At 71.1% G+C, this 23,721-nt stretch carries 18 protein-coding genes, 1 tRNA gene and 7 pseudogenes; 8 read left to right on the top strand and 18 right to left on the bottom strand.

Going from position 1 to position 23,721, the window contains the following annotated elements:
- Positions 1-87 precede the first annotated feature (87 nt).
- The 3 genes and pseudogenes from mdh to zapE all read right to left on the bottom strand — a co-directional run bounded on the left by mdh (position 88) and on the right by zapE (position 2,868).
- A complete protein-coding gene (gene mdh / locus ACQ86J_RS17390) occupies positions 88-1,041 on the bottom strand; it encodes a malate dehydrogenase (protein ID WP_431272079.1) in 954 nt (317 codons plus the stop codon).
- Between the two features lie 188 nt (positions 1,042-1,229).
- Positions 1,230-1,616, bottom strand: a complete 387-nt coding sequence (locus ACQ86J_RS17385; RefSeq protein WP_431272078.1) for a hypothetical protein — start codon at positions 1,614-1,616, stop codon at positions 1,230-1,232.
- Positions 1,617-1,697: 81 nt separating this feature from the next.
- Positions 1,698-2,868: pseudogene (gene zapE, locus ACQ86J_RS17380) on the bottom strand (cell division protein ZapE).
- 177 nt (positions 2,869-3,045) lie between these two features.
- Between zapE and ACQ86J_RS17375 the strand changes: the two are divergent.
- Both ACQ86J_RS17375 and ACQ86J_RS17370 read left to right on the top strand, forming a co-directional pair.
- A complete protein-coding gene (locus tag ACQ86J_RS17375; RefSeq protein WP_431272077.1) occupies positions 3,046-3,324 on the top strand; it encodes a hypothetical protein in 279 nt (92 codons plus the stop codon).
- Positions 3,321-3,647, top strand: coding sequence for a hypothetical protein (locus ACQ86J_RS17370; protein ID WP_431272076.1), 327 nt, complete (start codon positions 3,321-3,323; stop codon positions 3,645-3,647). The genes ACQ86J_RS17375 and ACQ86J_RS17370 overlap by 4 nt, the downstream gene beginning before the upstream one ends.
- 390 nt (positions 3,648-4,037) lie before the next feature.
- Here ACQ86J_RS17370 and ACQ86J_RS17365 read toward each other — a convergent pair whose 3' ends face one another.
- Positions 4,038-4,631: a c-type cytochrome gene (locus tag ACQ86J_RS17365; protein ID WP_431272075.1), complete on the bottom strand. Its 594-nt coding sequence runs from the start codon at positions 4,629-4,631 to the stop codon at positions 4,038-4,040.
- 2 nt (positions 4,632-4,633) lie between these two features.
- The gene (locus ACQ86J_RS17360) at positions 4,634-5,827 is read right to left on the bottom strand and encodes a PQQ-dependent sugar dehydrogenase (protein WP_431272074.1); all 1,194 of its coding nucleotides are present in this window, start codon (positions 5,825-5,827) and stop codon (positions 4,634-4,636) included.
- Between the two features lie 205 nt (positions 5,828-6,032).
- On the opposite strand from ACQ86J_RS17360, the gene ahcY reads away from it, so the two are divergent.
- Together ahcY and ACQ86J_RS17350 are read left to right on the top strand one after the other, a co-directional pair.
- Positions 6,033-7,445 (top strand): adenosylhomocysteinase, encoded by a 1,413-nt coding sequence (ahcY, locus tag ACQ86J_RS17355; RefSeq protein WP_431272073.1) that lies wholly within the window; start codon positions 6,033-6,035, stop codon positions 7,443-7,445.
- A gap of 100 nt (positions 7,446-7,545) precedes the next feature.
- Entirely contained in the window at positions 7,546-7,959 is a 414-nt protein-coding gene (locus ACQ86J_RS17350) for a DUF4149 domain-containing protein (protein WP_431272072.1), read from the top strand.
- On the opposite strand, the gene ACQ86J_RS17345 is transcribed toward ACQ86J_RS17350, so the two are convergent.
- From ACQ86J_RS17345 to ACQ86J_RS17335, 3 genes and pseudogenes are all read right to left on the bottom strand, one after another.
- Positions 7,907-8,272, bottom strand: a complete 366-nt coding sequence (locus ACQ86J_RS17345) for a LysR substrate-binding domain-containing protein (RefSeq protein ID WP_431272071.1) — start codon at positions 8,270-8,272, stop codon at positions 7,907-7,909. The genes ACQ86J_RS17350 and ACQ86J_RS17345 overlap by 53 nt on opposite strands.
- A 49-nt stretch (positions 8,273-8,321) precedes the next feature.
- A pseudogene (locus ACQ86J_RS17340) lies at positions 8,322-8,573 on the bottom strand (LysR substrate-binding domain-containing protein); the annotation flags it as partial.
- Between the two features lie 163 nt (positions 8,574-8,736).
- Positions 8,737-8,862, bottom strand: a pseudogene (locus ACQ86J_RS17335) (LysR family transcriptional regulator); the annotation flags it as partial.
- A 59-nt stretch (positions 8,863-8,921) separates the two neighbouring features.
- Here ACQ86J_RS17335 and ACQ86J_RS17330 point away from each other — a divergent pair.
- Entirely contained in the window at positions 8,922-9,932 is a 1,011-nt protein-coding gene (locus tag ACQ86J_RS17330; RefSeq protein WP_431272070.1) for a tripartite tricarboxylate transporter substrate-binding protein, read from the top strand.
- A 38-nt stretch (positions 9,933-9,970) separates the two neighbouring features.
- Here ACQ86J_RS17330 and ACQ86J_RS17325 read toward each other — a convergent pair.
- Together ACQ86J_RS17325 and ACQ86J_RS17320 are read right to left on the bottom strand one after the other, a co-directional pair.
- Positions 9,971-10,620 (bottom strand): annotated as a pseudogene (locus tag ACQ86J_RS17325) (CoA transferase subunit B).
- A gap of 168 nt (positions 10,621-10,788) precedes the next feature.
- Positions 10,789-11,518 (bottom strand): annotated as a pseudogene (locus ACQ86J_RS17320) (CoA transferase subunit A).
- 136 nt (positions 11,519-11,654) lie between these two features.
- Between ACQ86J_RS17320 and ACQ86J_RS17315 the strand changes: the two are divergent.
- Positions 11,655-11,730: transfer RNA gene (locus tag ACQ86J_RS17315), tRNA-Ala, on the top strand.
- Between the two features lie 202 nt (positions 11,731-11,932).
- A complete protein-coding gene (locus ACQ86J_RS17310; RefSeq protein ID WP_431272069.1) occupies positions 11,933-12,766 on the top strand; it encodes a hypothetical protein in 834 nt (277 codons plus the stop codon).
- A 29-nt stretch (positions 12,767-12,795) separates the two neighbouring features.
- Here the strand turns inward: ACQ86J_RS17310 and ACQ86J_RS17305 are convergent, their stop codons facing one another.
- From ACQ86J_RS17305 to ACQ86J_RS17270, 8 genes and pseudogenes are all read right to left on the bottom strand, one after another.
- Positions 12,796-13,164 carry a hypothetical protein gene (locus ACQ86J_RS17305; protein WP_431272068.1) on the bottom strand — a complete coding sequence of 123 codons (369 nt, stop codon included), beginning with the start codon at positions 13,162-13,164 and terminating at the stop codon, positions 12,796-12,798.
- Between the two features lie 90 nt (positions 13,165-13,254).
- Positions 13,255-15,145, bottom strand: a pseudogene (locus ACQ86J_RS17300) (potassium transporter Kup).
- Positions 15,146-15,177: 32 nt separating this feature from the next.
- Positions 15,178-16,018: pseudogene (locus tag ACQ86J_RS17295) on the bottom strand (amino acid ABC transporter ATP-binding protein).
- A 13-nt stretch (positions 16,019-16,031) separates the two neighbouring features.
- Complete coding sequence (locus ACQ86J_RS17290) at positions 16,032-16,388, bottom strand: ABC transporter permease subunit (protein WP_431272067.1); 357 nt, start codon at positions 16,386-16,388, stop codon at positions 16,032-16,034.
- A gap of 141 nt (positions 16,389-16,529) precedes the next feature.
- Entirely contained in the window at positions 16,530-17,033 is a 504-nt protein-coding gene (locus ACQ86J_RS17285; RefSeq protein WP_431272066.1) for a hypothetical protein, read from the bottom strand.
- A 219-nt stretch (positions 17,034-17,252) separates the two neighbouring features.
- Positions 17,253-18,455, bottom strand: coding sequence for an amino acid ABC transporter permease (locus tag ACQ86J_RS17280; RefSeq protein WP_431272065.1), 1,203 nt, complete (start codon positions 18,453-18,455; stop codon positions 17,253-17,255).
- A gap of 144 nt (positions 18,456-18,599) precedes the next feature.
- Complete coding sequence (locus tag ACQ86J_RS17275) at positions 18,600-19,568, bottom strand: amino acid ABC transporter substrate-binding protein (protein ID WP_431272064.1); 969 nt, start codon at positions 19,566-19,568, stop codon at positions 18,600-18,602.
- Between the two features lie 1,006 nt (positions 19,569-20,574).
- A complete protein-coding gene (locus ACQ86J_RS17270; RefSeq protein ID WP_431272063.1) occupies positions 20,575-22,308 on the bottom strand; it encodes a transglycosylase domain-containing protein in 1,734 nt (577 codons plus the stop codon).
- A gap of 321 nt (positions 22,309-22,629) precedes the next feature.
- Between ACQ86J_RS17270 and ACQ86J_RS17265 the strand changes: the two genes are divergently transcribed.
- Positions 22,630-23,679 carry a diguanylate cyclase gene (locus ACQ86J_RS17265; protein ID WP_431272062.1) on the top strand — a complete coding sequence of 350 codons (1,050 nt, stop codon included), beginning with the start codon at positions 22,630-22,632 and terminating at the stop codon, positions 23,677-23,679.
- Positions 23,680-23,721 lie beyond the last annotated feature (42 nt).

The raw sequence follows: 23,721 nt of genomic DNA, 5'->3' as shown, positions 1-23,721 counted from the left end.
TGCCGCTCCGCGGCGGGGTGGCCAGCCTACCGGCAAATCCCGGCCGAGGCCGGCAAAAAGGCCGGGGCACTGCCCCGGCCCCTGGCATCAGACGCCGAGCTTCTTGAAGTCCTCGATCAGCTTCTTCACCGCGTCGCAGGAGGCGTCGAAGGCCTTCTTCTCCTCGGGCGTGAACTGCACCTCGACGATCTTCTCGACGCCGTTGCCGCCGATCACGACCGGCACGCCGACATAGAAGTCGCGCAGCCCGTACTCGCCGTTCAGCATCACGGCGCAGGGCAGGACCCGCTTCTTGTCCTTCAGGTAGGCTTCCGCCATCGCAATGGCGGAGGCGGCCGGGGCGTAGAAGGCGGAGCCCTTCTCCAGCAGCTTGACGATCTCGCCGCCGCCATTCGCGGTGCGGGCGACGATGGCGTCGATCTTCTCCTGCGTCGTCCAGCCCATCTTGATCAGGTCCGGCACCGGGATGCCGGCGACGGTGGAGTAGCGGGTCAGCGGCACCATGGTATCGCCATGGCCGCCCAGCACGAAGGCGGTCACGTCCTCGACCGAGACGTTGAACTCCTGCGCCAGGAACAGGCGGAACCGGCTGCTGTCCAGCACGCCCGCCATGCCGACGACCTTGTTGGCCGGCAGGCCGGACTTCTGCTGCAGCGCCCAGACCATGACGTCGAGCGGGTTGGTGATGCAGATGACGAAGGCGTCGGGGGCATAGGTCTTGATGCCCTCGGCCACCTGGCCCATCACGCCGGCATTCTTGGTCAGCAGGTCGTCGCGGCTCATGCCCGGCATGCGCGGGAAGCCGGCGGTGACGATGATGACGTCGGCGCCCTTGATCGCGGCATAGTCGCCGGTGCCGGCCATGGCGCTGTCGAACCCGTCCACCGGGCCGGACTGCATGATGTCGAGCGCCTTGCCGCCTGCCACGCCCGGGAAGACGTCGAACATGACGACGTCGCCGAGTTCCTTGAGGCCGATCAGGTGGGCCAGGGTGCCACCGATGTTGCCGGCGCCGATCAGCGCGATCTTCTTGCGGGCCATGAGCCGTCCTTACGTCAGGATCGTTGGAATATTGCGGCGCACTCCTACTCCCGGTCGCTGGGGGCGACAAGGCACGGCGCGGGGGCGCAATTGGTGCAAATGCCCATGGCGCGCCTTGCGCGAGGTCAAGCCGGGAGCGTGCCGAACGGCCGGGACGCTGGATTCGGGGCCTTGCGGCGCCCGCCGCCTCAGATCGGCATGCAGCGGATCACGTCGTCATGGCCGCGCGCCAGGGTCGCCATGGTGCCGTCCGGGCACTGGTCGGCCTGCACCTGGGCGGCCGGCGGCGAGCCCTGGGTCCAGCCGAACCGCACCGGCGTCGCGGCGATCCCGCGGCATTGCCGCGCCTTGCGGGAACAGCCGGCGGGCGCCGCGCCGGGCCGGAAGGCGGCCTGCTGCAGCCGGGGCTTGCCGTGGCCCGACGGTGCCTTGGCCTGAACCGCGCCGGGCCGCGACTTAGCGACCGGGGGCTTGGCCGTGGCGGCGGACCTGGCCGCGTGGTGGGCCGGGGCGAGGGCCAGCGCCGGGCCGGCGACGAGCATCAGGCCAAGCAGGACAAGCATCGGCAGGCGCATGGAATCTCCCTTTTGGGGCAACCGCGAGATCCGTGAGCCTTATTGCTGAATGTTACGGCCCGGTGTCAAGCCGGGGCTGGTTCAGGTCAGGTGCTGCAGCCCCAGATAGTCCTGGCTCTGCATCTCCGTCAGTCGGCTCGCGGTGCGCTCGAACATCGCCGCGTTCTCGCCCTGCTCGTACAATGCATCGGGCGGCGCGGCGGCCGAGGCGATCAGCTTGCAGCGATGCTCGTAGAGCGCATCGACCAGGGTGATGAAGCGCCGGGCACGGTCGAAATTCTCCGGCCCCAGGCGGGGACGCCGTCCAGCACCAGGCTGTGGCAATGCGTCGCCAGCGCCAGGTAGTCGGCCGGGCCCAGCGGCTTGCCGCAGAGGTCGTCGAACCCGGCGCGGACCACCCCGCGCGCCTCCTCCGGCAGTTCCACCGCGCGGCCGAGCACCCGGAGGGTGCAGGGCTTGCCCTGCCTGACCCCGGTGAGCTCGAGGAAGGCGGCGTCGAGCGCCCGTTCGGCCCGGCCATCCACCGGGCAATGCCAGGTCGGCAGGCCGCGGATGCGCTCCCGCCGGTAGTCCCGCTCCGCCTCCAGCGTCAGCACGTTCAGCCGCTGCTTGATCAGGGCGATGAAAGGCAGGAAGGCGTCCCGGCCGGGCTTGCCCTTGAACAGGTCGTCCGGCGCGGTGTTGCTGGTCGCCACCACCACCACGCCGCGGGCGAAGAGCGCCTCGAACAGCCGGCCGAGGATCATCGCATCGGTGATGTCATGCACCTGGAATTCGTCGAAGCAGAGCAGCGCGGCCTCCGCCACGATCGCATCCGCCAGCGGCGGGATCGGGTCCGCCTCCCGGGATGGGCCTGCTTCCAGCGGTGGATGCGCTGGTGGCAGTCCTGCATGAACTGGTGGAAGTGGATCCGCTGCTTCCGGGGCACCTCGGCGCAGGCGAAGAAGAGGTCCATCAGCATGGACTTCCCGCGCCCGACCTCGCCCACCAGATAGAGGCCCTGCGGCGCGTTGTTCCCGGCCTCCTCCACTGGCTTGCGGCGGAAGAAGCGGGTCAGGAAGCCATCCGGCTCGGGCGGTTCCACCTGCGGCTCGTAGCCGCGCAGCCGGCGCCATAGGTCCTGCAGCGTCTCCGCCGCCATGGCCTGGGCCGGGTCGGGCTTCAGCAGGCCGCGGGCGATCCGCGCGCGATAGGCGGGCAGGGGCCCCTGGGGGCGTGCCTCGCCGGGTGGGTGGCTGACATTCGCGTCCATCGCGGGTCGGGATAGACCCGCGCGGGGCGGCCGACAACCGGCAGCGGCCTGCCGGCGATTCCACCGGGGGAGGATGGAACCCGGCCCGGCGCGGCGGGCTTGGACGCCTGCCGGGACCGACACCGATGGGGCCATCGCCCATGCGCTCGAACCCCGCTGCGCCACATCCCGTCGCCGATGCCGCCGCCCCCTACTGGACTTGGCGCCCTTCCGCGCCGCGCCGCGCCAGGACGACCCTATCCCTGGGTCGCCGGCGCCGGCTGCCTGCGGCCCGAGGCTCTGCCCGCGCTGCGGCGCGATTTTCCTGCCCTGCCGCGGCCCGGCTACCACCCGGTCGGGACCTTCACCCCGCGCGGCGCCTTCGCGGCGCTGCTGGCGGAGATCGCGGCCGGGGCGCTGGATGCGGCGATGGGCGAGAATTCGGCCTCGACTTCGCCGCCCTGCCGCGGCTGGTGACGGTGCGGCAGGTCTCGGCGGCGCATGAGGGGCGGCCGCACACCGACAGCGCCAGCAAGGTGGCGACGCTGCTGCTCTACATGCATCCGGGCTGGGCCCATCCGGCCGGGCGCATCCGCGTGCTGCGGGGGAGTCGCTGGCGGACCCTGTGGCCGAGGTTTCGCCGGAGGAGGGCAACGTCTTCGCCTTCCTGCGCGGCGAGCGGTCCTGGCACGGCCATACGCCCTTCGTCGGGGAACGCCGGGTGGTGCAGGTGGCCTGGCTGCGGGATGCGGCGGCGCTGGGGCGGAAGACCAGCCGCGGCAAGCTGGCCTGGTGGCTGAAGGGGTCTTCGGCGTTGCCTCCGGATGGGTTGGATGATAGGACTATAAGCCGCAAACGCCGGCGGCGCGTCCGCCAGCCGGCGAGGCTGCCCTTGAAGATCTCAAATCCTCAAATCCAAAGGCCGGCGATGCGACATTGCCGGCCGGCGGCGGGTTCGCGGACGAAAGGGCCGCATCGGCCTCAAGGATTCGAGGCTTGGAGCGAATTTCAGGGTTTATCGGGTTTAGATCCTGAAGGCTGGCGGAGAAGGTATTCCCCCCCGTTGGACGCATGCGTCCAATCCCTCATCTGTTTCTGCAAGCCTGGCGCCCACAGCGTGGTGCTGCCCGGCACGCAAGAAAGAAGGCTAGGGTTCGGGGAGGGAATACTTTCCCTCCCCAGCCTTCCCGCTACTTCTGCCGCGCCAAATAATAGGCGAGCGTGGCCACCTGCGCGTCGGTTACGCCGTACATCACGGCATTCATGTTGGTGTCCGTCCCGTGCCGGGTGCCGTCGCGGTACCCGGTCATGGCATGCACCAGATAGTCCTCCCGCTGCCCGGCAAGGCGCGGCATCTGCGCGCGGCCGCGATAGTCCGGCAGGTGGCAGACGCCGCAGCGCAGCTTCTCCGACAGCGCCGCGCCCTCGGCCATCCGGGCCGGGTCGCCCTCGGTGCCGCCGGCCGGCAGGCCCGCGGGGAGCGACATATACCAGGCGGCGATATCCTCCACCTGGCCATCGGTCAGCCCCTGGGCGAGGTCGTTCATCGGCGGCGCGATGCGGATCTGCTCCCGCAGCAGGATCAGTTGCAGGGTGATGAACTCGTCCGTATGCCCGGCCAGCGAGGGGATGTTCGGCGTGGAGGAGACGCCGACGGCGCCGTGGCGGCTGCCGCATTGGCGCTCCCGCACCAGCGCCTCGCCGCGCCCCGGATCGCCTGCGGCATTCGCGGCCAGGAACGGGGCGGCGGCCAGGACGGCCGCCGCCAGCAGGCTTGCCCGCATGCTCACTTCGAATAGGTGATGCGGTAGATCGCGCCCATCTGCTCGTCCGAGACGAGCAGCGAACCGTCGGGCATCTGCTGCACGTCGGTCGGCCGGCCGAGAGAATTGTTGCCCTCGAGCAGCCCGCCCATGAAGGGCCGCATGCTCGGCTTGCCCTGGGCGTCGAGCGTCACGTTCACCACGTCGTAGCCGACCCTCTGGGTGCGGTTCCAGGAGCCGTGCCGGGCGATGAACATGGGATTCTTGTACTCGGCCGGGAACATTTCACCGGTGTAGAAGCGGATGCCGAGCGCCGCCGTATGCGCGCCGAGCAGCAGCGCCGGGGGCGAGAATTCCGAGCACTGCCGGCCCTTCACGTCCGGGTCCTGCATGGTTCCCATGTGGCAATAGGGGAAGCCGAAATGCTCGCCCATGCCGCGCACCACGCCAAGGCTGTCCTGCGGCTCGTCCTCGCCGGCCCAGTCGCGGCCGTTGTTGGTGAACCAGAGCTGGCCGGTGACGGGGTGGAAGGCCTGGCCGACGCTGTTGCGGACGCCGCGCGCCACGACCTCGCGGCCCGAGCCGTCCGGGTTGAAGCGCAGCAGCACGGCGTGGCGGTTCTCGTCCACCGAGCAGATGTTGCAGGGCGCGCCGACCTGCATGTACAGCTTCCCGTCCGGCCCGAAGCTGGCGAACTTCCAGCCGTGGTGGTCCTCGGTCGGCAGGGCGAAGGCGGCGGTCAGGTCCACCGGCGTGCCGGGGGCGTCGAGCTTCGATTCGATGCCGTCGTAGCGGAACACCTTGTTGATCGCGAGCACATAGAGCGCGCCATCCTTGAAGGCGACGCCGTTCGGCTGCTGCAGGCCGGAGGCGATCGTGTAGGTCTTGCCGTCCTTCACCGCATAGACCCGGCCGATGGTGCGGGTGCCGATGAACAGCGTGCCGTTCGCCCCGAGCGCCATCATGCGGGCGCCCGGCATGCCGGAGGCATAGATCTCCGCCTTGAAGCCGGCGGGCAGGGTCAGCTTGCCGACCGGCACCTGGTCGGCCGGGGTCACGGTCAGCTTCGGTGCATTGGGGGCGAGGGGGGAACTGGCCAGACTCTCCGGGCGGCCCTGCTGCCAGCCCGGGACCGGGGTGGGTGCCGGCTGGGCCAGTGCCAGGGCCGGTAGGGCCAGGGCCGCTGCCAGGCCGGATGCGATCCAACGCGTCTTCATTCCAATGTCCCTCCCATTGGGCCCGTGTCGCGGGCCTTCCGGCAAGACGATGGCGCTGGGGTTGCGGTTCGGCAAGGCGTTGCCGTTCTGGGGCGATCCCATCGGCCGGCCGCGCCGGACGCGATATGAAAGACATGCTTATGTCTCGCGCTTGCTTCTGGCCTCCGTCTCCCGCCCGTGCTAGGGCCCGGGCCACATGATGAGGATGCAGACCATGGCCGCAGCCGCCGACTACCTGGTGAAGGACCTTTCGCTGGCCGATTGGGGCCGCAAGGAAATCGCCATGGCCGAGGACGAGATGCCCGGCCTGATGGCCGTCCGGCGCGAATACGGCCCGTCCCAGCCGCTGAAGGGCGCCCGGGTCGCCGGCTGCCTGCACATGACCATCCAGACCGCCGTGCTGATCGAGACGCTGAAGGCGCTCGGCGCCGATGTCCGCTGGTCCTCCTGCAACATCTTCTCGACCCAGGACCACGCCGCGGCCGCCATCGCCGCCGCCGGCACGCCGGTCTTCGCCGTGAAGGGCGAGAGCCTGCCGGAATACTGGGACTACGTGCAGAAGACCCTCGAATGGCATGACGGCGGCGAGCCGAACATGCTGCTCGACGACGGCGGCGACATGACCCTGCTGGTGCATTACGGCCTGCGCGCCGAGCAGGGCGACGTGGCCTTCCTCGACAAGGCGACCAACGAGGAGGAGGAGGTCTTCTTCGCCCTCATCAAGAAGCTGGTGAAGACCAAGCCGGGCTGGTTCGCCCGCCTCGCCAAGTCGATCCAGGGCGTCTCCGAGGAGACCACCACGGGCGTCCACCGGCTGTACGTGATGGCGAAGGAAGGGAAGCTTCTGTTCCCCGCCATCAACGTGAACGACAGCGTCACCAAGTCGAAATTCGACAACCTCTACGGCTGCCGCGAGAGCCTGGTGGACGGCATCCGCCGCGGCACCGACGTGATGATGTCGGGCAAGGTGGCGATGGTTGCGGGCTTCGGCGACGTGGGCAAGGGCAGCGCCGCCAGCCTGCGCAATGCCGGCTGCCGCGTGATGGTCTCCGAGGTCGACCCGATCTGCGCCCTGCAGGCGGCGATGGAGGGCTATGAGGTGGTGACGATGGAGGATGCCGCGCCGCGCGCCGACATCTTCGTCACCGCCACGGGCAATGTCGACGTCATCACCATCGACCACCTGCGGGCGATGAAGCACCGCGCCATCGTCTGCAACATCGGCCACTTCGACAGCGAGATCCAGGTCGCCGCGCTGAAGAACTACAAGTGGTCGAACGTGAAGCCGCAGGTGGACGAGGTGGAGTTCCCCGACGGCAAGCGCATCATCCTGCTGTCCGAGGGGCGGCTGGTGAACCTCGGCAACGCCACCGGCCACCCGTCCTTCGTGATGTCGGCCAGCTTCACCAACCAGACCCTGGCGCAGATCGAGCTGTGGTCGAATCCGGGCAAGTACGAGAAGAAGGTCTACGTGCTGCCGAAGCACCTCGACGAGAAGGTGGCGGCGCTGCACCTCGAGAAGGTCGGCGCCAAGCTGACCAAGCTCTCCCCGCAGCAGGCCGGCTATATCGGCGTGCCCGAGGAAGGCCCCTTCAAGGCCGAGCAGTACCGCTACTAGGCTTGCCGATGACCGGAGCGCCGCAGGGCGCGAAGGTCTGAATCGGCTTGCCCGAAATACGGCTTGCCATCCGCGGCGGCGGGGCCATCTCCGCCGCCGCATGATCCTCTCCGGCATCGCCCTCTTCGCCACCGCCCTGCTGCTGGGCGGCATGGTCTTCTTCGCGGTCGCCATCGCGCCGCTGGTCTTCACCCGGCTGCCGCCCGAATGGTCGGGCCGCTTCATCCGCCAGGTCTTCCCCGTCTACTACCTCTGGGTGCTCGGCCTCTCGGCCGCCGCCGCCGTGGCGCTGCTGCCGCTGCGCGGCTGGGACGCGCTGGCCATGGCCGCCGTCGCCGCGCTCGGCATCTGGCTGCGGCAGGGGCTGATGCCGCGGATCAACGCATTGTCCGATGCCGCCCAGGCGGGCGACGCGGCGGCGAAGCCGCGCTTCGACGCGGCGCACCGGCTGAGCGTGATCCTCAACGCGGTGCAGATGCTGGTCGCGCTGGTGGTGCTGCTGCGCTTCGCCTGAGCGGCAGGGCCAGCCCGGCCTGCCGCCGCGCCAGCGCCAGGAAGTTGCGCGCCGCGGCGGAGCGGAGGTCGCGCCGCAGGACGATCGCCAGCACCGCGACCGGTGCCGTGCCTGCCAGCGGCCGGTAGGCCACGCCTTCCATCGTCATCCGCCGCATGCTGTCCGGCACCAGCGCCACGCCGAGCCCCGCCGCCACCAGGCCAAGCGCCGAGGTGATCCGCGGCGCCTCCTGCCCGAGGCGCGGGCTGAATCCGGCGCGCAGGCAGGCGGCCAGCAGGGCCCTCGTACAGGGCCGGGCCCTGCTGGCGCGCATAGGGGATGAAGCTCTCGCCGGCCAAGGCGGCGAGCGGCACGGCCCCGGCGCCTTCGGCCAGCGCATGGCCGGCCGGCAGCGCGGCCACCAGCGGCTCCTCCAGCAGGCGGTGCAGCGCCAGCCCTTCCGGCAGGGGTACGTCGGCGCGGAAGAAGGCGATGTCCAGCCGCCCGTCCTGCAGCCGCTCGACCAGTTCGGTCCGCAGGCATTCCTCCATGCTGAGCGTCACCAGCGGCCAGGCCTCGCGGAAGGCGCGGATGGTGCCGGGGACGAGGGGGTGGAAGGGCGCGGTGGGCGGCACGCCGATGGCGAGCCGGCTCCTGCTCCCCCGCCGCGGTGCGCCGCGCCGCCGCCACCGCCCCGTCCAGCCGCGCCAGGATCGCCCGCGCCTCGCCGAGGAAGCCCTCGCCCGCCTCGGTCAGCGCCATGCCGCGCGGCAGGCGGCGGAAGAGCGGGAGGCCCGGCTCCCGCTCCAGCGCGCGGATCTGCTGGCTCAGCGGCGGCTGCTGCATCCCGAGCCGCTCCGCCGCCCGGGTGACATGCCCTTCCTCGGCGACCGCGAGGAAGTAGCGGAGGTGCCGGAGCTCCATGCCATATCCGCCGCATATGGATATCGTCGGGGCCAGATGATGGCTCGCCTGCATACGGAATGCCATCCTCCGGCCGCCAAGCCCAGGAGGGTGCCCCGCGATGCCCCTGTCCCGCCGAAGCCTCCTGCAGGGGGCGGCCGCGCTGCCCGGCCTTCCCTGCCATCGCCCGGGCCGAGGACTGGCCGGGCCGGCCCCTCCGCATCCTGGTTGGCTTCCCGCCGGGCGGGCCGGTGGACGTGACCGCGCGCATCGTCGCGCAATGGCTGGCGGAGCGGCTCGGCCAGCCGGTGCTGGTGGAGAACAAGCCGGGCGTCGGCGGCCTGCTGGCGGCCGAGGCCGCAGCCGCCGCGCCGCCGGACGGCACCACGCTGCTGCTCTGCGGCCCGGTGCACCTCATAGCCCCGGCGCTCTACCGGCGGCCCGGCTTCGACCTGCGGCGGGACATCCAGCCGGTCGCCGGCCTGGTCCGGGTGCCGCTGGTCATGCTGGTGCACCCTTCGGTGCCGGCGACGGATGCGGCGGGCTTCATCGCCGCGGCACGGGCCGCGCCGGGGCGCTTCGCCATGGCCTCCTCCGGCAACGGCACGCCGCAGCACCTGGCCGGCGAGCTGTTCCGGATGATGAGCGGCACCGAGCTGGTGCACGTGCCCTATCGCGGCTCGGCGCCGGCGATCACCGACCTGGTCGGCGGGCGGATGCAGCTGATGTTCGAGGCGATCCCGGCCAGCCTGGCCCATGTGCGGGACGGCAGGCTGCGGGCCCTGGCGGTCACCACCGCGACGCGGGCGGAGACGCTGCCGGAGCTGCCGCCGCTGGCCGAGACGCTGCCCGGCTACGAGGCTGCGACCTGGTACGGGCTGGGCGTGCCGCGCGGGACGCCGGCGGAGGTCGTCGCGCGGCTGAACCGGGAGACCAATGCCGGGCTGGCCCAGGCCGCGCTCGGCGCCCGGCTGGCGGAGCTCGGCGGCGCGCCGATGCCGGGGACGCCGGAGGATTTCGCCCGGCTGGTCGCGGCCGAGGCGGACAAGCTGAACGAGGTGGTCCGGGTGGCCCGGATCACGGTCGACTAGGCCCGGCGCCGTGCGGCGCCGGGCCTCGTCGCCGCAGGTTAGTTGCGGAAGGCGGTGGTGAAGCCCGCCTCGGTCTTCGCCTGTACCTCCTCGAGCGTCACCTCCGGCGCCGAGCTCGACCAGCCGCAGGTCGGTCTCGCCGCGGCGGGCGAGCTCGAAGACCGCGAGCTCGGTGATGACCATGTCGACCACCCGCTGGCCGGTCAGCGGCAGGTTGCAGGCCTTGAGCAGCTTCGGCTTGCCGCCGGCGGTGTGCTCCATCAGCACCACCACCTTCTTCACCCCGGCGACGAGATCCATCGCCCCGCCCATCCCCTTCACCATCTTGCCGGGGATCATCCAGTTCGCCAGGTCGCCATTCGCGGCCACCTGCAGGGCGCCGAGGATCGACAGGTCGATATGCCCGCCGCGGATCATGGCGAAGCTGTCGGCGCTGCTGAAATAGCTGCTGGTCGGCAGGGCGGTGATGGTCTGCTTGCCGGCATTGATCAGGTCGGCATCCTCCTCCCCCTCGTACGGGAAGGGGCCGAGGCCGAGCATGCCGTTCTCGCTCTGCAGCTGAACGCTCATGCCCGCGGGGACGTGGTTCGCCACCAGCGTCGGGATGCCGATCCCGAGGTTGACGTAGAAGCCGTCCTGCAGCTCGCTGCGCCGCGCGGGCGGCCATCTGGTCACGGGTCCAGGCCATTGTCGTTGCTCCCGGTATTCATGCGTTGCGATGCCGGACCACGGCCGGCACAGCCGGCTGGGCGTGCTTCTGCGGGTCGTGCCGGAGGCGCGCTGTCCGCACGACGCGGCAAGTGCCGCGAAAGCCAAGCGGCCGGAGGCCGCGCCCGGCGTTTGAGGGCAGTCGGAATCAGGCCACGCCGCCGGCGGCGGCCGGCTCGCGCTTGCGGACGGTGCGCTGCTCGATCCGCTTCTCGTAGCCCGGCGGGCACTGGATCATCCGCTTCACGAAGACGCCGGGGGTGACGACGTGGTCGGGGTCGAGCTTCGCCCGGCTTCACCAGGTGCTCGACCTGCGCGACCGTCACGCGGGCCGCGGTCGCCATCATCGGGTTGAAGTTCCGCGCGGTCTTCCGATAGATCAGGTTGCCTTCGGTGTCGCCCATCCAGGCATGGATGATCGCCAGGTCGGCGACGATCCCGCGCTCCTGCACATAGGTCTCGCCGTCGAACTCGGCCGTTGGCTTGCCCTTGGCGACCTCGGTGCCGACGCCGGTCTTGGTGTAGAAGGCCGGGATGCCGGCGCCGCCGGCGCGGATCCGCTCGGCCAGGGTGCCCTGCGGGTTGAACTCGATCTCCAGCTCCCCGGCCAGGAATTGCTCGGCGAAGGTCTTGTTCTCGCCGACATAGCTGCTGATCATCTTTCGCACCTGCCGGGTCTTCAGCAGCAGGCCGAGCCCGGCATCGTCGATGCCGGCATTGTTCGAGACGATCGTCAGGTCGCGCACGCCGCTGTCGCGGATCGCCTCGATCAGCAGGGCGGGGATGCCGCACAGGCCGAAACCGCCGGAATGGATCATCATGCCGTCGCGCAGCAGGCCCGCCAGGGCCGCCTTCGCGTCCGGAAACACCTTGCCCATGCGCACCCCTCCTGGTTTCGGCCGAACCGCCGGGGGCAAACTAGTCACGCGAAGGCCGGTGCGAAAGTCCCTGCAAAAGTCGTCTTCGGCCTCTTGCACACCCTGCGGGCGGGGGTTAAAAGCCGCCTCCTTCCTGGGGGCCATAGCTCAGTTGGGAGAGCGCTTGAATGGCATTCAAGAGGTCGTCGGTTCGATCCCGATTGGCTCCACCAGTTCACCGAAAGGCCTGACCGCGCAAGCGGTCGGGCCTTTCGCGCATCTGGGCCCCTGATCCGGGCGCCCCGGGGCCAACGCTTCCTTCATCCGGCCATGCTCCGCTGCGTGCCGCATGCTCTCCGCTGCCCTGCCGCGCGCCGGTCGCCAGATCCTCGCCCGGATGTCCCGGGCGGGGCTGCGGCGGCTCGTGCCCCGCTGGTGGGCGGCGCGGGCGGCACTCGGCCGCCCAGCCCGAAGCGGGGCCGGCCGCGCCGGGAGGCGGCGCCGGCCGCGCCCGGCCTTGCCCGCGCGGCCTGGGAGGACCGGCTCTGGGGCCCCGGCTTCACCCTGCCGGGCGGCGAGGCGGAGGCGCTGCGCCTGGCCCAGCTGCTGCCGCTCTCCCCCGCCACCACCCTGCTCCTGTTCGGCCAGGATGCCGGCGGGGCGGCCCAGGCCATCGCCCGGCAGAGCCGCGCCTGGCTGGCGGTGCACCAGCACGACCCCGCGCTGGCCGCGCGGATGGCGCCGCTGCTGCGGCCACTCGGCAAGCGCGCCGCGCTGCAGGGCTGGGATCCGGCCGCCCCGGCCTTCCGCGCCGGCTTCCATCACCATGCCCTGGCGCTTGAGCCGCTCAGGGCGGGCGCGGCGCCGGCGGCGCTGGCCGGGGCGGTGGCGGCGGCGCTGAAGCCCAACGGACAGCTTGTGCTGGTGGAGACGGTGGCGGCCGGCGCCCCGCCCGGCCCCCGCTTCGGCCGCTGGCTGGCGCTGGAGGACCGCGCCGCCCCGCCGCCCGGCCAGGCGGCGGTCGAGGCGGCGCTGCTGGCCGCGGGCTTCACCCTGCACGTGACGGAATCGCTCGGCGGCCGGCAGGACGCGGCGGCGACCGAGGCCTGGGCGCGGCTGCTGGCCGGGCTGCGCGGGGCCGCCCGCCCCGCCGCGGGGGCGGCGGCCGCGGCGCTGGTGACCGAGGCCGAGGCCTGGCTGCTGCGGCACCGCCTGCTGGAATCCGGGGCGATCGCCGTGCTGCGCTGGCATGCCAGCCTGCGAAGCTAGCGCCGGCTTCGCCTCGCCGCTGGCGCCGGTCAGGCCACCGAGACGACGCGGTAGGAGACCTCGGTCCCGTCCGGCTCGCGGATGGTCACGTATTCCCCGGGGCGGAGCTGCCCGGCGTTGCGGATCGCGGCATGCAGCGGGGCATCCGTGGCCTCGCCCGGGGCGGGGAACAGCCGGATCGACCAGCTTTCGGTATCGGGGTCGAACAGCATGTCGCCGTCCCGCGCCGGGCCGCCCGGCCAGATGCGCCGGGCCCGCCAGGGCTTCGGGTCCGCCAACCAGGCCTCGGCATCCAGCTGCCCGCCCGGGGTGAGCGGCACGGCGATCTCGTAGCGATGGCCGGGGCTGCCCTGCGGGAAGCCGGGGCCCGCCGCCACGACCAGCGTCACCATCGGCATGCCGTCCAAACCCCCTCAAGCCATCGGCGCGCAGGGCACCCGACCGCAGACCATCGAACTGCGGAGGCAACGCTCGCGGACCGCGACGGTTCAGATCGCCACCCGCACGCCCAATTCGACCACCCGGTCCGAGGGGATGCGGAAGAACTCGGTCGCCGGCACGGCATTGCGCGACATCAGGGTGAACAGCCATTGCCGCCAGTGCGACATCTTCGGCACCACGGCGGCCACCAGTGTCTCCCGGCCGAGGAAGTAGCTGGCCTGCATGGATTCGAAGGGCACGCCGTCCTGCTTCAGCGCTTCCAGCTCGCGCGGGATGTGCGGGCTCTCCTGGAAGCCGTAGCGCAGGATCACCCGGTGGATGCCGGGCGCCAGCTCAGCACCTCCCGCCGCCGCTCGGGGCTGACCTGGGGGATGTCCTCGTTCAGCACGGTGACGAAGATCACGCGCTCATGCAGCACCTTGTTGTGCTTCAGGTTGTGCAGCAGCGCGCCGGGAACGTAGTCGGCCTGGCCGGTCATGAAGATGGCGATGCCGGGAACCCGGATCGTCCGGCTCTGCGGGAGCCGGGCCAGGAACGACTTCAGCGGCAGGCTGTCCTGCCGGAAGCGGGAGAAGAGCAGGTCCCGGCCGCGCTTCCAGGTATGCATCAGGGTGAACAGCGCGGCGCCCAGCACCAGCGGCACGTAGCCGCCTTCCGGGATCTTCAGGACGTTGGAGGCGAAGAAGGCCACGTCGATCACCAGGAGCGGCACGAAGACCAGGGCGACCAGCGCGGCCGGCCAGCGGAACTGCCGGCGGAAGACCAGGATGGCGAGCGCGCTGGTGCAGACGAAGGTGCCGGTGACCGCGATGCCATAGGCCGCGGCCAGGTTGTCCGAGGTATGGAAGGACAGCACCAGGATCAGCACGCCGGCCAGCAGGGCGAAGTTGATCTGCGGCAGGTAGATCTGCCCCTCCTCGGTGTCCGAGGTGTGGTGCACCACCAGGCGCGGCAGGAAGCCGAGCTGGACGCATTGCCTGGCAATCGAAAAGGCGCCCGAGATCATCGACTGCGACGCGATGACCGTCGCCACCGTCGCCAGCACCACGAGCGGCAGCCGCAGCATCTCCGGCGCCAGCAGGAAGAAGGGGTTCTCCAGCGCGCGCCGGGTCGCTGAGCAGCAGCGCCCCCTGGCCGCATGTAGTTCAGCGCCAGCGCCGGCAGCACGTAGAAGGTCCGAGGGCGAGCCGGATCGGCCGGCGGCCGAAATGCCCCATATCGGCATAGAGCGCCTCCGCCCCCGTCACCGACAGCACCACCGAGCCGAAGGCGATGAAGGCGGCCAGCCGGTAATGAACGCAGAAGGCGATGGCATGGTGCGGCGAGATGGCGCTCAGCACCTCCGGCTCGCGGATCACCTCGATCAGCCCGAGCACGCCGAGCGAGCCGAACCAGAGCGCCATGACCGGGCCGAAGATCCGCCCGATGCTGTGGGTGCCGCGGTACTGCACCAGGAACAGCGCGATCAGGATGACGACCGAGCCGGGGATGATCAGCGGGTCGAAGACCGGGGAGATGACCTTGAGGCCCTCCATCGCCGAGAGCACCGAGATCGCCGGGGTGATCACGCCGTCGCCGAAGAACAGGCAGGCGCCGATGATGCCGAGCAGCATGACGATCCGGCGCGACCGGTCGCTGCCGGCGACCCGCTGGGCCAGGGCCATCAGCGCCAGGATGCCGCCTTCGCCCTTGTTGTCGGCCTTCAGGATGAAGGTCACGTATTTGACGGTGACCGTCAGGATCAGCGACCAGATGATGAGCGAGAGGATCCTCGAGGATCTCCCAGCGCTCGATCCCGTCGGCCGAGAAATGCAGCAGGGCGGCGCGCAGCGCATAGAGCGGGCTGGTGCCGATATCCCCGTAGACGACGCCGAGCACGCCGAGCAGCAGGGGCAGCGAGACCGCCCGGGAGGGGGCGGCGTGGGGGGAGGCGGTCAAGCGAGCGCTCCGGGGGAGGACGGCGCGCAGGCTTAGGCTCCCGCCACCGGGCTTGCAAGGCTGCCGTCCCCCGGTCCCCGGGCGGGGTCAGTGCCCCGCAGGATCTGGCTGAGGAAGGTCTGCAGCCGCTCGGTCTGCGGGTTCTCGAAGACCTGGGTCAGGGGTGCCCATCTCGACGATCTCGCCGCGGTCCATGAAGACCACCCGGTCGGCGACGGTCCGGGCGAAGCCCATCTCATGCGTCACGCAGATCATGGTCATGCCGTCCTCGGCCAGGCCGATCATGGTGTCGAGCACCTCCTTGATCATCTCCGGGTCGAGCGCCGAGGTCGGCTCGTCGAACAGCATGATCTTCGGCTTCATGCAGAGCGCGCGGGCGATGGCGACGCGCTGCTGCTGCCCGCCGGAGAGCTGGCCGGGATACTTCCTCGCCTGTTCCGGGATGCGCACCCGGGTCAGGTATTCCATCGCCAGCTCCTCCGCCTGCTTCTTCGGCATGCGGCGGACCCAGATCGGCGCCAGGGTGCAGTTCTCCAGGATCGTCAGGTGCGGGAAGAGGTTGAAGGATTGGAAGACCATGCCGACCTCGCGGCGGATGTCGTCCAGCGCCTTGACGTCGTCCGACAGCTCGATGCCGTTGACGACGATGCGGCCTTCCTGATGCGTCTCGAGCCGGTTGATGCAGCGGATCGCGGTGGACTTGCCGCTGCCCGAGGGGCCGCAGACCACCACCCGCTCGCCCAGCGCCACGCTGAGGGAGACGTCGCGCAGCACGTGCAGCGTGCCGAACCACTTGTTGACCTTGTCCAGCAGGATGGCCGGCGGCGCATCGGTGCGGGCGCTGGAGGCGACATGTTCCAGGGTCTCGCTCATGATCCTAATCCCCTCACCGCCGGCGGTGGCGGTTCAGCTCCGCCTCCAGGCCCTGGCTGTATTTCGACATGGCGAAGCAGAAGACGAAGTAGATCGCGCCGACCGTCAGGTAGACCTCGATCCCGAAGCCCTGCCAGGCCGGCTCGATGATCGCGGTCTTGCCGGCGGTCAGCAGGTCGAAGATGCCGATGATCAGGACGAGGCTGGTGTCCTTGAAGAAGCCGATGAAGGTGTTGACCAGCGGCGGGATCACCATGCGCAGCGCCTGGGGGAGGATGATGAAGCCGGTCTTCTGCCAGTAGCTCAGGCCGAGCGCGTCGGCCGCCTCGTACTGCCCCTTCGACAGCGACTGCAGCCCGCCGCGGACCACTTCCGCCAGGTAGGCGCCGGCAAACAGGATGATGGCGAGCTGCGCCCGCAGCAGCTTGTCGACGTTCGATGCCTTCCGGCAGGAACAGCGGAAACATCACGCTGGCCATGAAGAGCAGGCTGATCAGCGGCACGCCGCGGATCAGCTCGACGTCAGGACGCAGAGCGCCTTGATCGCCGGCAGCTTCGACCGCCGGCCGAGCGCCACCAGGATGGCCAGGGGGAAGGCCAGCGCCAGGCCGAAGGTCGCCAGGATCAGGGTGATGACCAGGCCGCCCCAGCGTTCCTGCGGCACGTAGGAAAGGCCGAACACGCCGCCCCACATCAGCACGCCGATCAGCGTCAGCACGCCGATCCAGACGAAGGCCAGGCCCGGGCGCCAGAAGCGCCGCATCGCCGAGACGACGTAGAGGCCGACGAAGAGCAGGACGCAGAGCGCCGGGCGCCAGTGCTCCTCATACGGGTAGGTGCCGAACAGGATGAAGCGGTGCTTCTCGGTGATCACCGCCCAGCAGGCGCCGACGCCGCGGAGGTCGCGGCAGGCCTGGGTCTGGTTGTTCGGCACCGACCAGACGGCGTTGACGATGCCCCATTCGACGAAGCCGATCGCCCAGCGCACCAGGAAATAGGCCACCACCAGCGTCACCGCTGTGTTGATCCAGGAGGAGAAGAGGTTGGCCCGCAGCCAAGCCTGCAGCCCGATCTGGCTGGCCGGAGGGGTGCGCGGTGCCGCCTCGGGTGACCTTGGCGGCGGCGGTGTCCAGCGTGATGTCGCTCATGGCTCAGCGCTCCACCAGGGCGATTTTCGCCGCGTAACTGGCCCTCGGACCAGCGAAGGCAAACAACGACAATGCGCGCATCACCGTCACCTCTCCACCAGCGCGATGCGCGCGTTGTACCAATTCATGAAGAAACTGATCGACAGGCTGATCGTCAGATACACCAGCATGATGATGGCGATGCCCTCGATCGCCTGGCCGGTCTGGTTCAGCGTGGTGTTGGCGATCGAGACGATGTCCTGGTAGCCGATGGCGACGGCCAAGCTGCTGTTCTTGGTGATGTTCAGGTACTGGCTGGTCATCGGCGGGACGATGACGCGCAGCGCCTGGGGCAGCACGATCTGCCGCAGCACCTGGCCGGGATGCAGGCCGAGCGCCTGCGCCGCCTCCCACTGGCCGTGCGGCACCGCCAGGATGCCGGCGCGGACGATCTCGGCGATGAAGCCGGCGGTGTAGAGCGTCAGGCCGAGCAGCAGGGCGAAGTATTCCGGCGACATGGAGATGCCGCCGCGGAAGTTGAAGCCGCGCAGCGCCGGCCAGTCGATGGTCCAGGGCGCGCCGAGCGCCGCCCAGACGGCCAACGGCAGCACCAGCATGGCGCCGACCGCCACCGGCCAGACCGCGCGCGGCCTTCCGTCCTGCATCCGCTTGGCGATCGCCGCTCGGCGGTAGAGCCAGGTGCCGACGGCGCCGAGCAGGAAGGCGATCAGCGCGAAGGAATGCGCGTCCTGCCATTCGATCCAGGGCAGCTTCAGGCCGCGGTTGGACAGGAAGACGCCGCCCACCGGCTGCAGCGCCTGGCGCGGCCCGGGCAGGCCCTGCAGCAGCGCGTACCAGAACAGCAGCTGCAGCAGCAGCGGCAGGTCGCGGATGACCTCGACATAGACCGCGGCGATCTTCGCCAGCAGCCAGTTCTTCGACAGCCGGGCAATGCCGATCAGGGTGCCGAGCACGGTCGCCAGGACGATGCCGACGACGGCGACCTTCAGCGTGTTCAGCAGGCCGACGGTCAGCGCCCGCAGGTAGGTGTCGGTCGGGCTGTACTCGATCAGGCTCTCGGCGATCGGCAGCCCGGCCTCCCGCCCGAGGAAGCCGAAGCCGGTGGCGATGCGCCGGACTTCCAGATTGTGGACGGTGTTGGACCAGAGCCACCAGACGATGGCACCGATGACGCCGACGACGAGCACCTGCCAGACGATGGCGCGCACCCGCTCGTCCGACCAGGACAGGCGCAAGGGCCGCCTGGGCGGGGCCCGCAGCGACCTCGGGTCGATGGTGGTCTGGGACATGGCGCGCCCTTCTGTCCTGGTCAGGCCTCTGGGATGCGGGGCCGGCCTGCGCCGGCCCCGCCAGCGATCAGCGGAAGGGCGGCGAGTATTGCAGCCCGCCATTGGTCCAGAGCGCGTTCGGCCCGCGCTGGATGCCGATCGGCTTCAGCGTGCGGTCGAACAGCTCCCGTCATTCCCGACCGCCTTGATGACGCTGACCGCCCAGAGCTCGGGCAGGCCGAGCATCGGGCCGAGCCCGCCATCCTTGCTGAACATCCGCTTCACCTCGGGCCGCGGGTCGTTCGCCATCTTGTCCACATTGGCCTGGGTCACGCCGAATTCCTCGGCGCTCAGCAGCAGGAAGTGGGTCCAGCGGACGACGTCGGCGAAGCGGGCATCGCCCTGCCGGACGCCGAGGGCCAGCGGCTCCTTGCTGATGACCTCGGGCAGGATCAGGTGGTCGTCCGGCTTCGGCTGGGCCGAGCGTGTCGCGGCCAGGCCGGAGACGTCGGTGGTGTAGGCGTCGCAGCGGCCGGAGACGTAGGCGCCGACGATCTCCTCCAGCCGCTCGATCACCACCGGGGTGAACTTGATCTTGTTGGCGCGCGACCAGTCGGTCAGGTTCTGCTCGGTCGTGGTGCCGGGCTGCACGCAGATCGTCGCGCCCTCCAGCTCCTTGGCCGACTTCACGCCGAGGCTCGACTTCACCATGAAGCCCTGGCCGTCGAAGAAATTGGTCGCGGCGAAGTCGAGGCCGAGCGAGGTGTCGCGCGACAGGGTCCAGGTGGTGTTGCGGGACAGCACGTCCACCTCGCCCGACTGCAGCGCGGTGAAGCGCACCTGCGCCGTGGTCGGGACGAAGCGCACCTTGCTGGCGTCGCCGAAGATGGCGGCGGCGATGGCGCGGCAATACTCGGTATCGAAGCCGCGCCAGACGCCCTGGCTGTCCGGCTGGGCGAAGCCGGCCAGGCCGGTGTTCACGCCGCAGACCAGCTGGCCGCGCGACTTGACCGCATCGAAGGTGTTGGCCGCATTGGCTGGCGCCTGCGCCCGGGCGAGGCCCGGCAGGACCAGGCCGAGGCCGAGCGCGGCGGTGCCCAGGACGCGTGCGAGTGAAAGCCCGAAGGGCTGCATATAAATCCGTCTCCCGTTGTTGCCGCCTGGGGCGGCCATCCCTGTTGCTTGTGCCCAGCAAATGCTGCGCCAGCAGGGCCGGGGAAGGCAATGCGGCATCGTCGCGCCGCGTCTCCGGCCCCGCCGGGGGCCGTCGCCGATAGCAGAGAGCGGCGCGGATGCGAAGCGGCCCGACGAAACCGCACGGAGCGCAACGGCTGCGAGGGAAACAGGCGGGGTTTGCCCAATCCCGGGGCGTCGGCCCCGCCCGGCGCGGGGCAGAGGCCTGTAGGGCGCGGCGACGTGCCGCGGCAGGCCGAGCCGGAGGGTCTCCCCTTCCGCCGCCGCCGTCCCGCCGGCGGCGCGGAAGCGCCTCGGCCACCGCCTCGAGCGCCGGCGGCGCCAGGCCGGCGGGGGTGGCCAGGGTCAGCTGCGCGCCGTCGGCCTCGGCCGTCACCGCCAGGGCCAGGGCCGGGCCGCGCGGCTGGGTCTCGGCGATCTGCGCCGCCAGGGCCAGCAGCGCCTCCTCCAGCGCGGTGCGTTCCAGCAGCACCGGCGGGTCGGCCTCGGCCGGGGCGAGGGACAGCGCGCCGGGCCCCGAGAGGATCATATGCAGCAGCGGCTGCAGCGCGGCCAGGATCTCGCTCAGCCGGACCGGCACGACCTCCCCGGCCGGGCGGCGGATGAAGGCCAGGATGGCGCGGCTGGTGCCCTCGAAGCGGCGGGCGGCTTCCTCCACCCGGCCGAGCTGGCGTTGGGGCGCGCCCTCGGCCGCGCTGCGCTTCAGCATCTCCAGGTTGGCGAAGATGACGGTCAGCAGATTGTTGATGTCGTGCTGCACGGTGCGGGCCAGCCTGGCGGCCGCCACGATTCGCTCCGCCTTGCGCCGCAGCGCCTGGTCCTCCGACTGCATCGTCCGGTCCTGCCCCTGGCCCGAGGTCCATCCTACGCCTTGGCATCTAACGCCTCGCGGCGCGTCCTGCACCCACGCGTGGCGCGGAATTCCCGGCCGGATGCGACACCGAAGCTACAATCCGGATTCCGTGATGTCGTGGAACAACCGCGCCGGCAGGCTGCCGCCGCTGACGCTGTCCATCGGCCGGGCATCGTCATTGCCCAGCCAGACCCCGATGACGGTGGTGCCGGCGAGCCCCCCGCCGGCAGGGCCGCCAAAGCCGATGAACCAGGCGTCGCGGAAATCCTGGGTGGTGCCGGTCTTGCCGGCGATGCTGCGGCCGCCGATGGCGGCGGAGCGGCCGGTCCCGCGCGACACCGCCGCCTCCAGCATCCGCCGCATCGCTGCCGCATCCTCGGCCGCCAGGGCGCGGCGCGGCGCCGGGCGGGGGACGGCCAGGGCGGCGCCGGTGGCCTGGGCGCCGGCGATGCCGAAGGGGGTCACCCGCATGCCGCCATTGGCGAAGCCGGCATAGGCCGCAGCGAGGTCCAGCAGCGTCACCTCCCCGGTGCCGAGGGCGATCGAGGCGTCGTTCGGGAAGCGGCCCTCGAGCCCGAGCCGCCGCGCCGCCTCGGCCGCCGCGCGCGGGCCGCCGGCGCGGAACAGCACCCGCACCGCCGCCGTGTTCACCGACTGCGCCAGGGCCTCCTCCATCGTGATCTCGCCGCGCGGCTTCCAGGTCCCGTTGCCCGGCGACCAGTTGCCGAGGGTGAGCGGCGCGTCGGAGACCTCGTCATCCGGCCGCATGCCCTTCTCCAGCGCCGCCAGGTAGACGAAGGGCTTGAAGGCGGAGCCGGGCTGGCGCCGGGCGCTGGTCGCGCGGTTGAACTGGCTGGCGCGGAAGTCCCGGCCGCCGGCCATGGCGCGGACCGCGCCGGTCGCCGCATCCAGCACCACCACGGCGCCCTGGGTGACCCCGGCCCGCGCCCCGGGGCCGGCCAGCAGCGCCTCCAGCCGCGCCTCGACCACCGCCTGCAGCTTGGCGTTCAGCGTCGCGCGCAGCACCAGGTCGGCATTGCCTGGGAAGGTCTCGGCCAGGTCCTCCAGCGCCCAGTCGGCGAACCAGCCGGCCTGTCGGGAGGCCGGCGGCGGGATCCGCATGCGGCCGAGCTCGGCCTCCATCTGCCCCTGGGTGATGGCGCCGGTCTCGACCATCGCCTCCAGCACCTCGGAGGCGCGGGAGACGGCGAGGTCGGGCGAGGAGCGGGGGTTGAGCCGCGACGGCGCCTTGGGCAGCCCGGCCAGCATCGCCGCCTGCCAGAGCGTCACCCGCTTCGCCGGGACGCCGAAGAACAGCCGCGACGCGGCATCGACGCCATAGGCCCCGGCGCCCAGATAGACCCGGTTGAGGTAGATCTCGAGCAGCTGGTCCTTGCTGAAGCGGCGTTCCAGCCACAGCGCCAGCAGGGCTTCCTGCACCTTGCGGCGGGTGGTGCGCTCGGTGGTCAGGAACAGGTTCTTGGCCAGCTGCTGGGTCAGGGTGGAGCCGCCCTGCACCACCTCCCCGGCCTTCCAGTTCGCCACCGCGGCGCGGGCCAGGCCGATGGGATCGATGCCCCAATGGCTGCGGAAGCGGCGGTCCTCCACCGCCATCAGCGCGGCCGGCAGGGCCGGCGGCAGGTCGCGCAGCCGCACCGTCTCCCCGTACAGGTCGCCCTGGGTCGCCAGCATGGCGCCATCCGCGGAGAGCAGGGTGACGGAGGGGCGGCGCGTGGCGGCGGGGACGCCATCTACCCGCGGCAGGTCCCAGGCGAAGAACAGCAGCAGCAGGAACAGCGCGATGCTGCCCCAGACCAGCCCCTGCACCAGCCAGCCCAGCAGGGACCGGCCGCGGCGGCGCGCGGGCGATGCAGGGGGATGGCAGCGGGGGCCGCGCGCGGCTGGCGCCGCGCCGCGGGGGCGGCGGGGCGGCGTGCGCGGGCGGGCTGGGCCGGAGGCATTGCGATGACCTTAGCGCCTGGGCGCCCGCGGGCGAAGCGGCAGCCGCCCCGCGCCCGGCCTTGGCGGCAGGAATAAACCTTTAAGTTGATTTTGAATGAAATCAGAAACCTAATCATCTAATGCTGCTCGCGCCGCGACGGAGCTGTCCCGGCGCCACACCATTCGCCACCCGGGACACCTTCGACGATGCCGCGCGCCGCCCTGCCCGCAACCGAAGCCGAGCGCCTGGCCGCGCTCCGCGCCTGCGACATCCTCGACACCCGCTGCGAAGCGGCCTTCGACGACCTGACCAGCCTGGCCGCCGCACTCACCGGCAGCCCCATTGCGCTCATCTCCCTGGTCGATGCCGACAGGCAGTGGTTCAAGTCGCGCCAGGGGCTGGATGCCGAGCAGACCTCGCGGGACGCGTCCTTCTGCGCCCATGCGATCCTCGATCCCACGCGGCTGCTGATGGTGAAGGACGCCGCTCGCGACCCGCGCTTCGCCGACAATCCCCTGGTGACCGGCGAGCCGAAGATCCGCTTCTATGCCGGCGCCCCGCTGGTCACCCCCGATGGCCACGCACTCGGCACGCTCTGCGTCATCGACCATGTGCCGCGCGCGCTGGACACCATCCAGCAGCGCACGCTCACCTCGCTCGCTCGCGCCGTGGTGACGACGATCGAGCTGCACCGCACCGCCATCCGGGTCCGCGACATGGCCCTGACCGATCCGCTGACCGGGATCGCCAACCGCCGCGCCTTCCTCGATGCGCTTGCCGAGGCCATCGCCTGCCAGCGGCGGGACGGTGACGCCTTCGGGTTGCTGTACCTCGATCTCGACGGCTTCAAGCGGGTGAACGACATGCATGGCCATGCCGCCGGGGATGCCGTGCTGCGGGACGTCTCGGCCGCCCTCGCCTCCTGCATGCGGCGGGCGGACCTGCCCGCCCGCATCGGCGGCGACGAACTCGCCGCCATCCTGACCGGCATCGAGGGCGTGAACGTGCCGGCCATCGCCGAGCGGGTCCGGCTGGCGGTGCGGGCGCGCATGGCGCTGCTCGACCGTCCCGTCACCGTCTCGGTCGGCGCCGTCTCCTTCCTCGGCGCTCCGGCCGACGAGGCGGGCGCGATCGCCGCGGTGGATTCGCTGATGTACGCCGCCAAGGCCGCGGGGAAGGACCGGGTGATGCATTGCAGCGTCGGCGAGGAGACCGCGACGCCGGCCCCGCAACCGGCCGTCGACCTGGTCGCCTGAAGGCCGACGCCGGCCCCGGACCGAGACTTTCGCCGGGTCCGC

The sequence above is a fragment of the Dankookia sp. P2 genome (genome assembly GCF_050632255.1).
Taxonomy (GTDB): Bacteria; Pseudomonadota; Alphaproteobacteria; order Acetobacterales; family Acetobacteraceae; genus Paracraurococcus.
This window is presented reverse-complemented; position numbering and strand designations above follow the sequence as displayed.